Origin of the sequence: Flavobacterium sp. 38-13, assembly GCF_001899155.1 — a bacterium.
GTDB classification, from domain to species: domain Bacteria; phylum Bacteroidota; class Bacteroidia; order Flavobacteriales; family Flavobacteriaceae; genus Flavobacterium; species Flavobacterium lindanitolerans.
Genome location: NZ_MKVG01000019.1, coordinates 180999 through 195551, shown reverse-complemented (window position 1 = coordinate 195551; position 14553 = coordinate 180999). Strand labels below are relative to the sequence as shown.

General features: G+C 38.5%; 14 protein-coding genes and 1 tRNA gene. 8 read left to right on the top strand and 7 right to left on the bottom strand.

Going from position 1 to position 14553, the window contains the following annotated elements:
• Nucleotides 1–403 precede the first annotated feature (403 nt).
• Nucleotides 404–3460 carry a S8 family serine peptidase gene (locus tag BGO88_RS14160; protein WP_286707297.1) on the top strand — a complete coding sequence of 1019 codons (3057 nt, stop codon included), beginning with the start codon at nucleotides 404–406 and terminating at the stop codon, nucleotides 3458–3460.
• Nucleotides 3461–3659: 199 nt separating this feature from the next.
• On the opposite strand, the gene BGO88_RS14155 is transcribed toward BGO88_RS14160, so the two are convergent.
• Nucleotides 3660–3733: transfer RNA gene (locus tag BGO88_RS14155), tRNA-Arg, on the bottom strand.
• 70 nt (nucleotides 3734–3803) lie between these two features.
• Here BGO88_RS14155 and BGO88_RS14150 point away from each other — a divergent pair.
• On the top strand, nucleotides 3804–4316 hold the full coding sequence (locus BGO88_RS14150) for an adenine phosphoribosyltransferase (protein ID WP_101472218.1): 513 nt from the start codon (nucleotides 3804–3806) through the stop codon (nucleotides 4314–4316).
• Here the strand turns inward: BGO88_RS14150 and BGO88_RS14145 are convergent.
• From BGO88_RS14145 to BGO88_RS14130, 4 genes are all read right to left on the bottom strand, one after another.
• On the bottom strand, nucleotides 4313–4453 hold the full coding sequence (locus BGO88_RS14145) for a hypothetical protein (protein ID WP_056066087.1): 141 nt from the start codon (nucleotides 4451–4453) through the stop codon (nucleotides 4313–4315). The two genes, BGO88_RS14150 and BGO88_RS14145, sit on opposite strands and share 4 nt — an antisense overlap.
• Nucleotides 4454–4518: 65 nt before the next feature.
• Nucleotides 4519–6240 (bottom strand): M56 family metallopeptidase, encoded by a 1722-nt coding sequence (locus BGO88_RS14140; protein ID WP_286707296.1) that lies wholly within the window; start codon nucleotides 6238–6240, stop codon nucleotides 4519–4521.
• Nucleotides 6241–6242: 2 nt separating this feature from the next.
• Nucleotides 6243–6602 (bottom strand): BlaI/MecI/CopY family transcriptional regulator, encoded by a 360-nt coding sequence (locus BGO88_RS14135; RefSeq protein ID WP_056066092.1) that lies wholly within the window; start codon nucleotides 6600–6602, stop codon nucleotides 6243–6245.
• A 502-nt stretch (nucleotides 6603–7104) separates the two neighbouring features.
• Nucleotides 7105–8319, bottom strand: coding sequence for an MDR family MFS transporter (locus BGO88_RS14130; protein WP_101472466.1), 1215 nt, complete (start codon nucleotides 8317–8319; stop codon nucleotides 7105–7107).
• A gap of 100 nt (nucleotides 8320–8419) precedes the next feature.
• Between BGO88_RS14130 and BGO88_RS14125 the strand changes: the two genes are divergently transcribed.
• From BGO88_RS14125 to BGO88_RS14105, 5 genes are read left to right on the top strand one after another with little or no spacing between them, the layout of a single operon-like run.
• Nucleotides 8420–9022: a DUF1684 domain-containing protein gene (locus BGO88_RS14125; RefSeq protein ID WP_277013856.1), complete on the top strand. Its 603-nt coding sequence runs from the start codon at nucleotides 8420–8422 to the stop codon at nucleotides 9020–9022.
• A gap of 3 nt (nucleotides 9023–9025) precedes the next feature.
• The gene (locus BGO88_RS14120; protein ID WP_277013853.1) at nucleotides 9026–9670 is read left to right on the top strand and encodes a TatD family hydrolase; all 645 of its coding nucleotides are present in this window, start codon (nucleotides 9026–9028) and stop codon (nucleotides 9668–9670) included.
• A gap of 22 nt (nucleotides 9671–9692) precedes the next feature.
• Nucleotides 9693–10412, top strand: a complete 720-nt coding sequence (locus tag BGO88_RS14115; protein WP_286707295.1) for a tRNA threonylcarbamoyladenosine dehydratase — start codon at nucleotides 9693–9695, stop codon at nucleotides 10410–10412.
• Between the two features lie 32 nt (nucleotides 10413–10444).
• Nucleotides 10445–11101 (top strand): HAD family hydrolase, encoded by a 657-nt coding sequence (locus tag BGO88_RS14110; protein WP_286707294.1) that lies wholly within the window; start codon nucleotides 10445–10447, stop codon nucleotides 11099–11101.
• Between the two features lie 7 nt (nucleotides 11102–11108).
• Nucleotides 11109–11768: an HAD family hydrolase gene (locus tag BGO88_RS14105; RefSeq protein WP_056066107.1), complete on the top strand. Its 660-nt coding sequence runs from the start codon at nucleotides 11109–11111 to the stop codon at nucleotides 11766–11768.
• A gap of 14 nt (nucleotides 11769–11782) precedes the next feature.
• Here BGO88_RS14105 and BGO88_RS14100 read toward each other — a convergent pair whose 3' ends face one another.
• Both BGO88_RS14100 and BGO88_RS14095 read right to left on the bottom strand, forming a co-directional pair.
• Entirely contained in the window at nucleotides 11783–13066 is a 1284-nt protein-coding gene (locus BGO88_RS14100) for a cryptochrome/photolyase family protein (protein ID WP_286707293.1), read from the bottom strand.
• A 3-nt stretch (nucleotides 13067–13069) separates the two neighbouring features.
• Nucleotides 13070–13537 (bottom strand): SRPBCC family protein, encoded by a 468-nt coding sequence (locus tag BGO88_RS14095; protein WP_286707292.1) that lies wholly within the window; start codon nucleotides 13535–13537, stop codon nucleotides 13070–13072.
• Between the two features lie 133 nt (nucleotides 13538–13670).
• Between BGO88_RS14095 and BGO88_RS14090 the strand changes: the two genes are divergently transcribed.
• Nucleotides 13671–14519, top strand: coding sequence for a DUF2911 domain-containing protein (locus tag BGO88_RS14090; RefSeq protein WP_101472211.1), 849 nt, complete (start codon nucleotides 13671–13673; stop codon nucleotides 14517–14519).
• Nucleotides 14520–14553: the final 34 nt, after the last annotated feature.

Here is a 14553-nt window from a genome sequence, read left to right as displayed (position 1 = left end):
AAAAAAAATTTTTTTAAAAAAAATCACGAAGTCTTTTTCAAAACAAACCCATACGATTTTTCAGAAAAAACAAATAAAAACGGGTGTTGAGCACCTTTTTTTTAAAACCACACGCAGACTAAAAATACGTAAGATTAGACGTTCATTTTCAGAAAAAAGGACCAGATGGGGAAAGCCGTAAGGATAGGCTTTTTGTCTATCGTAAATTCGGTAAACCTATTGAATTTTAAGGATTTGCATTTTTAACGGTTATATAAGGAGCTACCACCTCTACTATATACTATGGCAAACTTATTAAACATACCCACCTTTCTACAGATGAATCTAAAGTCAATTCATCCCCCATGAACTGAGGTCGCCTTTTAGCATACCTAAAACAATTAGAAACCTAAACTATGAAATCATGAACAATAAAATTTACACACTATTACTCGTTTTCTTTATGAGTGTTATTGGGATGAATGCCCAAAAAAATAGCTACTTCTATTACTATAAAGACCAAAAAATCGCCCTCAACCTCGACCGGAAATTTCTGAACATCAATACTTCAGCCGACTTCCAAAAATCGGCTCTTGCAGGATTTAAGTTTAAAGACGTAACATTGCAGGATGACAACTCTACAGGTGAGCACCAAAAGTTTGGAAAACTGGAATTCCTGTCAGAACCTTCAGCAGCCGACTTTGAAAAGGCCATTAGTGATCTGAGAAAGGTTAAGGGAATCAAAAGCGTTTCGCTTTTCTTCAAAAGACCTAATGCTCCTTCTATTGGAACTTCCAGCCTTTTTTATGTGAAACTGAAAGACGAAAGAGGATTTGAGTTGCTTAAAAAGATGGCCTCAGAGAATAATGTAAAAATCGTACAGCAGATTTATGGAATGCCTTTATGGTACGTGATGGCAGTAGAACCGGAAAACCAAAGCAACTCACTGCAGATGGCGAATCTGTTTTATGAAACCGGAGAATTTGAAGGTATTGATCCGGCATTCATGTTCAACTTCAGGTCTGTATGTACTAACGATACCAATTTTGGCAGCCTTTGGGGGCTTAACAACAGCGCCAACCCAAATGTCGATATCAACGCCTGTCAGGCCTGGACACTTTCACAGGGAAATGGCGTAAATGTAGCCATCCTTGATCAGGGAATCTACAAGCCACACAATGACCTGGCTGCCAACATCTCACCTTTGAGCTTTGACGCACAGAGTGGTTCAAGTCCTAGCGTTTTTATCTCGGGTAATACACACGGTACCCATGTGGCAGGAACTGTAGGAGCCATAAAAGACAACAACCTTCAGGTAGTTGGAGTAGCGCCAAAATCAAAACTGATTTCAGTGAGCCACTCATTAGGGGTTGTTCCGGGCATCTCATTACAACTGGCGGGCGGTATTAACTGGGCCGTAGCAAATGGAGCAGATGTAATCAACAATTCCTGGGGCGACCAGGGTGGAATATTTTATGCCCAGCTGTATAGTTTGGCTTTGGAAAATGCCATCGTCAACGCTATGACAAACGGCAGGGGAGGAAAAGGAACCCTTGTGGTTTTTGCAGCAGGAAACTATGGAGGCGGCGGGCCGGTAATGGATTATCCGGGTAACTTTCACGATAATATTCTGACTGTAGGATCAATCACCTCTTCAGGATCAAGATCCAGCTTTTCGGGTTATGGTCCAAAACTAGACGTAGTAGCACCAGGTAGCAATATTCTGTCTACACTTCCAACCAACAGCGTGGGATCGATGGACGGTACTTCAATGGCAGCACCGCACGTAACCGGATTGGTAGCCCTGATTCTTTCAGTAAATCCATGTCTTACAGGTCAGCAAGTACGCGACATTATAGAAAGCACTTCTCAAAAATTGCCAAGCTATGTCTTTTCACCCACAGCAGGAAGAGGTAACGGAACATGGAACGAACAGTTAGGTTATGGATTAATAGACGCCTATGCCGCCGTACAACTTGCGCAGCAGATGTATTCACCAACCTTAGATTTGTATGTAAAAGATAGTCCCGGTGATTTAGGAATTGAACCGAATACCATCTCGCCATACATGTGGGCCAGTGAAGATATCTGGGTACGAAATTATAATGATAACGGTCTGGTACACCAGAACCCGGATTATAGTCCAACTAACCCAAACTATGTTTATGTACGTGTAAGAAACAAAAGTTGTGTGGCTTCAACAGGAAGTGAACGCTTAAAACTATATTGGGCAAAGGCCGGAACCTCATTGGCTTGGCCGTTGAGTTGGAACGGAACCTATTATGTAGGCGGTGTGCTAATGGGCAAACAGATTGGAGCGCTGGCTGGAATCCCGATTCCGGTACTTCAACCCGGAGAAGAAACCATTATAGCCTTTGCATGGAACGTTCCAAACCCTGCCGACTATGCGCCTATCAATCCCGAACCATGGCATTTCTGTCTGCTAACACGAATTGAAGCTGCCAATGACCCGATGACCTTCCCCGAAACAGCAGACCTCAATATGAATGTTAAGAACAACAATAATATTGCGTGGAAAAACGTAACCGTTGTTGACGTGTTAGCTAACGGAAGCATAGGAGGTGTTGTAGGAGTTGGTAATCCTGTCAGAGTTCCTAAAAAATATTTATTAGAATTTATTGCTGAAGACATTCCTGGCGTGCGACCTATTTTTGAGCAAGCTCAGGTAGCCATTAAAATGGATGAAAGGCTTTATAGAGCATGGCAGCAAGGCGGCGGACTAGCCCGGGGATTTGTTGAAGGTCGGGAAAGAATGGCATACCTGGTCAGGTCAAACTATGCCACTCTGAATAACATCGTGTTCCAGCCTGAAGAACTGGGAACGCTTAATCTGACCTTTAATTTTACGAACGATGAAGCCACCAGACCACAGCAGTTTGTTTACCATATTGTGCAACGCGACCTTGAAACCGGAAACGTGGTAGGTGGCGAGACCTATCTGGTTAATAAAGGAAAAACTGAAGGCAGAAGACTTTTTGCTGATGCAGGAGGCGATAAAAAAGCAGATAGGGACGAAATCATTACCTTCAGCGCAGCACAGTTAAATGAAGCAGTGATTTACAATTGGTATGCTGATGGCAAACTTATCTATCAGGGAAAAGACCTGACAGTAGCGGTAGACATTGCTAAGAAATACAAGCTTGAAGTAGTAGCCCTGGCAGACGGAACTAAAGATTATGCCGAAGTATCCGTAACACTTAATCCTAGTACTTTAGGAGGTATTGCTCCTAACCCTGCGCAAGACAATGTTACAGTAGGATACAAGCTGAACGACACAAATTCTGCCTATCTGTCAATCATTGGAAGCTATGGTGCAAACAGAGCCTCTAACAATTACATCCTGGATGTAAAAAATACTGAAATTAGCATAGATATTTCCAATTATCCAAGCGGCCTTTATACGGTAGCCTTGATAAGTAATGGTAAGATAGTAGATACTAAAAAGCTGATTAAGAAATAAATAATTTTTAAACCCGTGCCTGGCACGGGTTTTTTATTACATTTATTCTAGCCATCCTTTAAACTCTTTGCTATGAAACTTATTATATAAATACCCCAACAGTGAGACGAATGAAGCCTTACGATTTATATTACTATTTAATAAAGAGTTTATGTGATAAAAAAAAGACAAATCAAAATTTTGATTTGTCCTTTTGAAGTGACCTCGACAGGATTCAAACCTGTAACCTTCTGAGCCGTAATCAGATGCGCTATTCAGTTGCGCCACGAGGCCTTAATGCGGGTGCAAATATAGGAAATTATGTTTATCTTGCAAATCAATTTCTAAATTAAATGTAATAAAAATGTCAATAGAAAAGTACATCCGTGATATTCAGGACTTTCCAAAACCCGGAATTGTTTTTAAAGATATAACGCCTCTTTTGGCTGAACCGGAAGCTTCAAAAATGTGCTTGGAGCTGTTACTCAATGGTTTGCCTGATGTGAAAATCGATAAGGTTGTGGGAGTGGAGAGCAGGGGCTTCTTTTTTGCCACACTTTTGGCCTATAAATTAAACGCCGGTTTTGTTCCGGTAAGAAAGCCAAAAAAACTTCCGTTTACGACGATTTCAGCAACCTATGATTTGGAATACGGACAGGATACGTTAGAAATCCATACCGATGCTATACAAAAAGGGGATAAGGTACTCATACACGATGATGTACTGGCTACGGGCGGCACTGCAAAAGCAGTATGCGAATTGGTAGAAAAATTAGGAGGTGAGATTGTGCAATGTAATTTCCTGATGGAGCTTACATTCCTCAACGGAAGGGAAAAAATAAGGCAATACGATATTTTTTCTCCTTTAAAGTATTAGTCCAGTGCGTGGATGGTAACGTAGTATTTCCAGGCTATAATTGCTTTTTGAAATTTGGTTGCCTTTGCCAAATCCAAACCTTGTTTAGTGTAGTTGGGCAATAGCCATTTATTTAGTTTTGCTAATATCTTAAACATTACTTTTTATCTTAAAGATACAAAAAAAAGCTGTCTATTGACAGCTTTTTTTATTTGTTTTCTGGTTATCTGTTTCTTTCCTCTTTCTCCATTAGAGTTTCAATTTGCTTGGCATACATTTCCATTTCTTTTTCATAGACCTTCATTTTTTTCTCAAATTCGGCCATTTGTTTTTCAACATCTTTAGTGTAGGTAGCTTCTACCTGAGCTGCAAATTTTTCCATAGCTTGTTCGAATTTTGCTATGTCGCCTTCTTTTGCATCCATTTCGGCTTCGAATTTTGCTATCTGCTCTTCAAATTTTTTCCACTCTGCACTATTTTCATCATACTCGCTAGTTGGAGGTGTTGGCGGCGCAGGCAATGGTGGAAATGTTGGCGCATTGGGTAATGTTGGTATATTGGGCATTGTTGGAGGAACAGGAGGTGTTGGCATTACCGGCATTCCTGTTTTGTATGTCAACGCCACAGGCGACGAATTGTTTTTGAATTTACCGTAAACGGTTGGTGTATTAAAGCTTCCATAAACAGCCGGTACATTCGAAACAACTACCTTATTGTCTTCTCTGCTTAAAAGGAAAGGTTGGATGGGTTCTTTACCTTTTAGGTAGGAGTCACCGGAATTACCGTTTTTATCCTTATAAGTTGTTTTGATAGCAACAATCTCCTTGTCTGAATTTCTTTTGATTTTGGAAAATTTCAGGTCAATTCCGTGATTGTTCTTAAAGATTTTTGACTGTGCTTTCAAATAGTCATCAGTAGAGTTTTTATCGACTCTGACTTCATAATTGCTTGTCTGTTGCTTCTGAACTTTTCCGTCTTCTTTTTCCTGTGCAATAGTTTCTACCTGGAACTGGAGCATAAAGATTGTCAGCAATGGCAATACGATGGCGTACTTCCAGGAATTCCTCTTTTTGGATTGATTTGTGTTTAACATAACGATTCGTTTTTTGATTAATGATTGAAAAAAATGATTAGTAATTGGAATGCAGTGATGAGGTGCACTTACTTTTAATAATGTTTTCTGATAAATTATACGGTCCGGAACGGCTTTTAAAGCTGTTGAATCGGCAATAAATTCTAAATTCTGAACGATAGCTTTTTTATGTAGCCAGGCAAAAGGATTGAACCAAAATGCGATACAGAACAACTGGCTTAAAATCATATCTGCAGAATGCATTTGCGAACTGTGTACCTTTTCGTGTTCCAATATGTTTTCCAGTTCTTCTTTTTTAAAGTGATTCGAATTATAGACGATATAATTAAAAAATGAAAAAGGCGATTGTATCCTGTCAGTATCCACAAATTTGAATTTTCCGTGAAGCTCAACAGTCTGATTGCGGAAAATTTTTCGCAAGCCCCAAAAATCTTGGATAAATTTCACCAAAAAGAAAAACATTCCTATAAGATATACGCCAACTATAACATACAGCCAGTTAATTTCAAAGGCTGGTTCTTCAACCATAAGCGGCTCAGTAGTTATAACTGAGTTTTCTGATACCGTATGTAAGGGTGATGATAATCCGGCTTCAGCATTAGGAATAGCATCAAAAGCAATGGGTTCTTTTGCTGTTTCAATTGGAGCATATTTTACTGTGGCAGCGGGTTCAACCCAGATTGTCTTTACAAGAATTATCTTTGGTAAAAGCAATGAAGTTATTATTCCGGCCAAAAGGAACCATCTGTTGGCAGTAAAGAAAGTCTCTTTCCTAAGCAAAAAATAATAGGCTAAGAAAAATACGGCCAATAGGGCTGACGCTTTTGCAAAATATAGGATAAAGTTTTCCATATTTATTTCTTTTTTTCAATCATGTCTAAAATTTCGCGTAGCTCATCGGCAGAAATTTTTTCTTCCTTCGCAAAAAACGAAACCAGATTTTTATAGGAACTGTCAAAATAATTATCAATTGCGGTTGTCATAAAACGCTTTCTATAATCTTCCAACGCTACAATAGGATAATACTGGTGTGAATTTCCAAAAGCAGTATGCCCAACAAATCCTTTTTCCTCCAAAATCCTTACTATAGTAGATAATGTATTATAATGCGGCTGGTCTTCCTTAATTTCAGCCATTATTTCTTTAACGAAAGCTTTTTCGAGCTTCCATAAAATCTGCATTACTTCTTCTTCTTTGTTTGTTAACTTCTGCATCTTGTTACTTTTTTAATGGTTTTTCTCCTGAATAATTTTTAAATCCTATTCAGGAGATAATCCATATTCTAACTCTAACAAGACAAATGTATAACTAATTTTTTAGTTGACAAACTATTTTCTTAGTTATTTAACGTAAATTTTAGTTTTTTATTGTAAGGCTATCAAAAAGGAATACACAAAAATAATGGTTTATGGGTATTTTGTTGATTTGCAACTTTGCGACTTTGCGACTTTGCGAACAATTTTTTCACGCAAAGGCGCAGAGTCGCAAAATGGATATATAAAATGATTAAAGTCTAACTTTTCATGTCTTCTTTCATTTTATAGAGAAGCTTTAAATCGGTGTAATTTTTTAAATCTGTGGCTGGAATAAAAAGAGATACTAAGGTTCTGAAGCGCTAAGTTTATGTGTTGTATATATAAAATAGAAAATTATCGAAAATAGATTTCAGCACTTTCTTCCCAATCGTATAAACTTCCCGATAGTGAAAAAATCAGCTTATTTGTTTTGTGTAACTATTCTTTTGAGATACAATATGCTGGCACAGGAGAGGAGTCCTAAAACCCCCATTACCAACCAGTTTGTCGCATAGCCGTAGCGGGAAATAATTCCTAACCCCAATTTGGCGCTTGTAATATGTGCCAGGCTGAAACTCATGGTGAACAGGGCCATATAACGTCCTTCATGTCCTTTTGGAGCCCGACTCATAGCAAAAGAGTTGGTAAATGGGAAATTCAGTATTTCTCCAAAGGTCATAAAAAGCATGCTGACAATCAGTATGCCGGCCCAATTGTCAAAAAGCAGTACAAAAAAACTCACGCTTAACAGAAAGGTACCCCATAGTATGAGTTTCAGGCGATTGACCTGTTTTCTTTCGAGGGAAGTCACCATCGGCATTTCCAAAAAGAATATAAGCAGTCCGTTTAACGACATCAGTAATCCGGTTTGGAATTCTGTGATATGATACCACTCGGAATGGTAAAGCGGCAATGTTGAGAACAGCTGTAAGAAAATCAGGGCTGTTAAATAGCTTCCGAAAAGGAATATCCAGAAAGGACCATCCCAAAATACAGATTTTACAACCGCTTTTTCAGCATCCTCATGGTCTTGATGGGTAGCTAGTTTCTTTTCTTTCACCAATGTAGCAAAAATGAGTATGGAAATAATACAGGAAGCACCATCAACCCAAAACAAGCCTTTGTAGCCAATTCCCATAATAATCAGCCCTCCCAATGCCGGACCGGCGGCAAAGCCTAAATTTACTGCAAGCCGGACCAGTGAAAAAGCACGGGTTCTGTTTTCGGGTTTGGCATACGCTCCCAGAGAAACATACATGGCCGGACGAAACATATCTGCGATAAGCATAATACCAAACATGGCAAAACACATTCCTGTAAATGAAGTCACAAACTGCACAAAAATTAGCAGCAGACCACTGGTGAGCAGGCTGAAAATCATTATTTTGTAAAAACCAATCCTATCGGAAAGCTTTCCGCCAATCCAGGAACCAATCATTGACCCCAAACCAAAAAAGACCATAACCGTTCCAATGGCGTCATAGTCAAAATGCAAGTCTTCTTTCATATATTTCGAAAGGAATGGGAGAACCATTGTTCCTGTCCTGTTGATGAAAGTAATAAGTGCCAGTATCCAGATTTCTTTAGAAAATCCCCGAAAGGAATCTATATAGCGCTTGAAGGCCGTTTGGAGCATCAGATAGTCAATTTTTGACACAAAGTTACAAAGTTTGCTTCCCTTTTTTTGGAAAGCGTAATCGATAATTTTGCTTATTTTTGCATAAAAATTGAAATTCATGAAAAGCTTCTTCAACCTGCTGTTTTTATTGGTGTCGACCGTTTTGTTGGCACAAAAAAGTTTTGATAAAGAAGCTGTTGTTGCTTTCCAGAAAGAATTAAATGCGGAATATGCCGACTCGGTAAAAAGTCCCTTGCTAAAGAAAGATTTGAAAACATTTAAGGCTTTGGATTTTTATCCCATAAACGGAAATTTTTTCGTCAATGCAAAGTTCATAAGAACTCCGGATGAAAAACCTTTTGAAATGCCAACGACTACCTCCAGAAAACCCATGTATGTGAAATATGGTGAAGCCCATTTTTCGATAGACGGGAAAAAGTTCAAGGTAAATCTTTACCAAAGTCTGGATTTGAAAAAAATAGAAGAATATAAGGATGCATTGTTTTTGCCTTTTACAGACCTGACTTCCGGAGTTGACAGCTATGGAGGCGGAAGGTATATTGATTTGAAAATACCACAAGGCGATACAATCTCTATTGATTTTAATACGGCGTATAATCCGTATTGTGCCTATAATCATAAATATTCATGCCCGATTCCTCCACAGGAAAATGATCTTGCGATTGAAATTAAGGCAGGAGTGAAAAAATTTAAAAAATAAGCTTTGCTATACAATCTCCACACGCATAAATTCTCAAACCATCCCGGTTGTCTGGAATTGGTCAATCAATATCCGCAGGAATTCGATGCGTCCATTCCGTTGTATTCGATAGGGATTCATCCGTGGTATATTGTAGCGGATAGGGTTGAAGATGACCTTGCCGTTATAGAAGAAAAAATACAGACTTCCAATTGTCTGGCTGTTGGCGAATGCGGACTGGATAAAAGAATTGAAATTCCGTTTAGCCTGCAGGAACAGGTGTTTAGAAAACAATTGGCATTGGCTCAAAAATATCAAAAACCGGTGGTTATCCATTGTGTAGCATCGTTTCAGGAATTAATAGCCATCAGGAATGATTTAAAGATTACGGTTCCAATGATTATCCACGGATTCTCAAAAAATGAACAATTGGCCAGACAATTGCTGGACAATGGTTTTTATCTTTCTTTTGGTAAATATTTGTTGCGGAACCCGGAATTGGAATCGGTTTTTAAAAATGTTCCGGATAATCGTTTTTTCCTGGAAACGGATACGATTGAAGAAACAATAGAAGAAGTATATGCCGTAGCTTCGAAGTACAAAGGCAAAAATCCTGAAGATTTGCAGGGAATTGTAGAGCAGAATTTTAAAAATGTTTTTAAAAAATAAGTACAAAAATAAATTATAGAAAATGGCGCAGTGGACAGAAAGAGCCGAATTGTTGTTCAAAAAAGAAGGTCTTGAAAAATTAAAGAATTCCAACGTATTGATTGTTGGAGTAGGTGGTGTAGGGTCTTTTGCAGCTGAATTTATTGCCAGAGCGGGTGTTGGAAAAATGACAATTGTTGATGGTGATGTTGTTGATATTACCAATATTAACCGTCAGCTTCCCGCATTGCATTCTACCGTAGGCAAGCCAAAAATTGATGTGGTTGGTGACCGTCTGATGGATATCAATCCGGAATTACAGCTAACCAGAATAAAAGAGTTCCTTTCGCCGGAAAGGGCTTTTGAGATTGTTACGGATGAATTTGATTATGTGATGGACTGTATTGACAGTATTACACCAAAATTAAACCTGATTATTGCTTCCAAACGCAAAAAAATAAAAATTGTCAGCAGTATGGGCGCCGGAGGCAAAATGGAAGCAGGTAAAGTAAAAGTAACCGACATCAGTAAAACCAAAAACTGCTATCTGGCAAAGGCTATTAAAAGAAGATTGAGAGAAGCCGGAATTGATAAAGGTGTGAAAGCTGTTTATTCCTATGAAATCCAGGACCCGAATAGTTTGAGAATGACAGACGGTTCCAACTTCAAAAAATCATTCTACGGAACCAATAGCTATATGCCGGGATTATTCGGGCTTCATGCGGCAGAAACGGTAATCCGATACCTGTTGAAGAAAGAATAAGAACTAAACTACTCAAAACACACAACACAATAATGATAAAAACTGTAATTTTTGACATGGACGGCGTTATCGTTGATACGGAACCCGTTCACAGATATGCCTATTTCCAGCATTTTGATGAACTGGAAATTTCTGTAACCGATGACCTGTTTGCTACTTTTACCGGAAACTCTACACGAAATGTTTTCCAGAAACTAAAACATGCTTTTGGTCTGGACCACGATGTCGAGGATTTGATACAGAGAAAGAGAAATATTTTTAATGATGCTTTTGATACTAAAAAAGACCTCCACCTTATAGAAGGAGTTGAGGATTTGATAAAAGACCTTTATCAAAACGGTGTTCAGCTTATAGTAGCATCATCGGCTTCAAAGGTAACAATAGAACGCGTTTTTAACCGTTTTAAGCTGCATCAGTATTTTTCGGATATTGTGAGTGGTGAAGATTTTCCGAAGTCAAAACCGCATCCGGCTATTTTTGAATATGCGGCTTCTTTAGCAATAGGAAAAAAAGACGAATGCATTGTTATAGAAGACAGTACCAACGGAGTTGAAGCTTCGGTTGCAGCAGGAATTTTTTGTATAGGTTACAGAAGCGCAAACACCAAGCTTCAGGATTTGTCAAAAGCAGACAGGATTATCAATCATTTTAACGAGCTAAACGCCGAAAAGATTAAGAATTTAAAGTAAAATAAAAATGGTTAAGACCGTAATTTTTGACATGGACGGTGTTTTAGTCGACACCGAACCGGTTCATTATGATGTGAGTTTATTGCAATTTAAAGATTTGGATATTACAGTTCCGGATGAAATGTACCACACTTTCACAGGAAACTCCAATAAGATGATTTATCAGAAAATCAAAGATAATTTTCAATTGGTTCATGAAGTAGAAGAACTGATTGAAGCCAAAAACAAACTTTTTATAGAGGCTTTTGATAAAAAGGAAGACCTGTATCTGATGCCGGGCGTTAAGGAACTTATTATTGATTTATACAATAACGGTATACAGCTGATAGTGGCTTCCTCTTCTGAAATGGCCATTATCAACAAGGTTTTTGAGCGTTTCGGATTGAATCCGTATTTCACGCACAAAGTCAGTGGTGAGGATTTTCCTGAATCCAAACCCAATCCGGCTATTTTCTTAAAAGCGGCTTCCTATTCAAAAGCGCCTATCAATGAATGTATTGTCATTGAAGACAGTACCAACGGAATTACGGCTGCTAAAGCGGCGGGAATTTTTTGTATTGCCTACAAGGGTGAAAGCGGAACAGGGCAGGACCAGTCGAAAGCAGATATGGTGATAACCGATTTCCGGGATTTGAATTTTGAGAAAATCAAAAATATAAATGCATAAAACAAAAGCAGTCGTTATCCGACTGCTTTTTTATATACTACCAGGCATCTTTCCCGTGCTTCCTTATGGTCGATTATTGGCCTGTAGTCCAATTGCTCAAACTCCGGAACCCATTTTCGGATGTATTTTAAATCTTTGTCAAATTTTCTAACCTGTTCGCTTGGGTTAAAAATCCGGAAATAAGGAGCGGCATCGACACCGCTTCCTGCAGCCCACTGCCAGTTACCTATATTGCTGGATTGTTCATAATCCAATAGTTTTTCTGCAAAATACGCTTCACCCCAACGCCAGTCAATTAACAAGTGCTTACATAAAAAGCTGGCCACAATCATTCGAACGCGGTTGTGCATGGTTCCTGTAGCATTCAATTGCCGCATTCCGGCATCGACTATTGGATAGCCGGTAGTTCCTTCACACCAGCTTTGGAATTCGGTTTTATTGTTACGCCATTGGATATGGTCATATTTCGGACGGAAACTTTCTGTGACCGTGTTTGGAAAATGCCAAAGAATCTGCATAAAAAACTCCCGCCAAATCAGTTCATTTAAAAAAGTTTCTTTTCGGTGTTTGAGCGCTGTTTTTACAATCTTTCGGATACTGACAGCACCAAACCGCAAATGAGGACTTAAATGAGACGTGCCCTCTATACCGGGAAAATTACGGGTTTCGGCATAATTTTCAATTAGCGCGCTTGAAATATTATAGTCGGCAACTTTTATCCCGGATGCTTCAAATCCGATCTCTTTTAGTGAAAGATACGGATAGGAATGTTGGGCTATTTCAGCCAGTTTCTTTTCAGAAGGAAAGGATTCGGTAAGCTTTTCATTAAAGTTTTCTTTCCATTTCTTAGAATAGGGCGTAAACACAACATAAGGTTTACCATCTTCTTTTATCACTTCTTCTTTTTCAAAAATCACCTGGTCTTTGAAAGTATGGAAGGCTATATTTTTTGATTTTAAAAATGCGCCAACTTCCGCATCCCGTTTTTGGGCATAAGGTTCATAATCGTGATTGGTGTAGACGGCATTTATCTCTGCATTTTCAGCAACCAGTTTTTTAAAAACGTGTATGGGGTCATCATGAAAAACAGCCAGTGATTTATGGTTTTGTTTTAGGATGGCCTGTATATTGTCCAGCAATGCGGAAATAAAAGTCACGCGGGCATCATCTTTAGGAAGTTCACTAAGGATGTTTTTGTCAAATATAAAAACAGGAAGTGTGGCATTGTTTGATAATGCCTCAAACAATGCCTTGTTATCATCTAAACGTAAGTCACGTCTGAACCAGAATATATTCATGATTTAGGATTTAAATTCGCCAAAAATTTCGATGAGTTTTTTTCGCCTGTAAGCAAAGATTTCATCCAGCTTTGGCTTGACTATAAATGGATGTGCCAATTGGCCCAATAGCCCCATAGGCAATTTATAATGAACAATATCTTCCATTTCAACACCGCCCGGAATCGCTTTTAGAAAATGCTTGTGGTGCCAAAAGGCATAAGGACCGAAACGTTGTTCGTCAACAAAGAATTTTTGTTCCTGAACATGTGTGATTTCAGTAACCCACTGCATTGAAATTCCAAATAACGGAGTGATTTTATAATGGATAATCTGCCCGGCAAACATCTCCTTTTCATCACCCGAAAGCGTCTTGAATTGCATGGATTTGGGAGTGATTATTTCCAGATTTTTAGGATTGGAAATAAATTCCCAGGCCGTTTCTATTGAAACAGGAAGTTGTTGTTTTGTATATAGTGTATATAATTTCATACTACAAAAATACAATATTGTTTAATTTAAATTTAATTAGGTTAAACAAAAAGCTGTTTTTTCTTGGTTTTATTTAACATTTAAATGACTTGAAATTATTAAATTCGCAAAAATCAAAATCTAATAATTTATTATGAAAAAGATAGTTATTGCCGCAGGATTACTTTTAATCACATTGACGGCCAATGCTCAAGTAAAAACGCCTCAGGCAAGCCCGAAATCTGACATTACTCAGGTAGTCGGATTAACAGATGTACATATCGAATATTCTCGCCCCAGTGCAAAAGGAAGGGCTGTTTTTGGAGATTTGGTTCCTTTTGGGAAAACATGGAGAACCGGAGCCAATGGCAATACTATAATCACATTTAGTGAAGATGTAAAAATAGGAGGAAAAGACCTTCCAAAAGGAAGCTACAGCCTTTTTACGGTTCCAAGAGCAGACTCATGGGATGTTATTTTCTATAAAGACACCAACAACTGGGGATTACCGGCAGAATGGAATGAAAATAAGGTAGCATTAAGAACAAGCGTTAAGCCGGAAAATCTGAACAGAAATGTTGAAACTTTTACCATTGCGGTAAATGGAATCAGCAACGATTCAGGAAGTCTGGAAATTTCATGGGAAAAAACGCTTGTAGCCGTTAAGTTCGATGTTCCTACGCAAAAAACAGCTATGGCAAGTATCGAATCTACTTTGGCAGGACCCAAAGCAGATGATTATTTCGCTTCAGCACAATATTTTTACCAGTCAAACGGTGACATGAACAAAGCCCTGACCTGGGTTAATGCTGCTATCGAGAAAACAAAAGGAGAAGCTCCTTTTTGGTACCTGAGACAAAAATCATTAATTCAGTCTAAACTGGGAGATAAGAAAGGTGCTATCGAAACAGCGAAATTATCTTTGGCTGCTGCAGAAAAAGCAAACAATGCTGATTATGTGAAAATGAACAAAGACAGCATCAACGAGTGGAGCAAAAAATAATTCCATAAACACAAACAAAAAGCCGATTGCATTG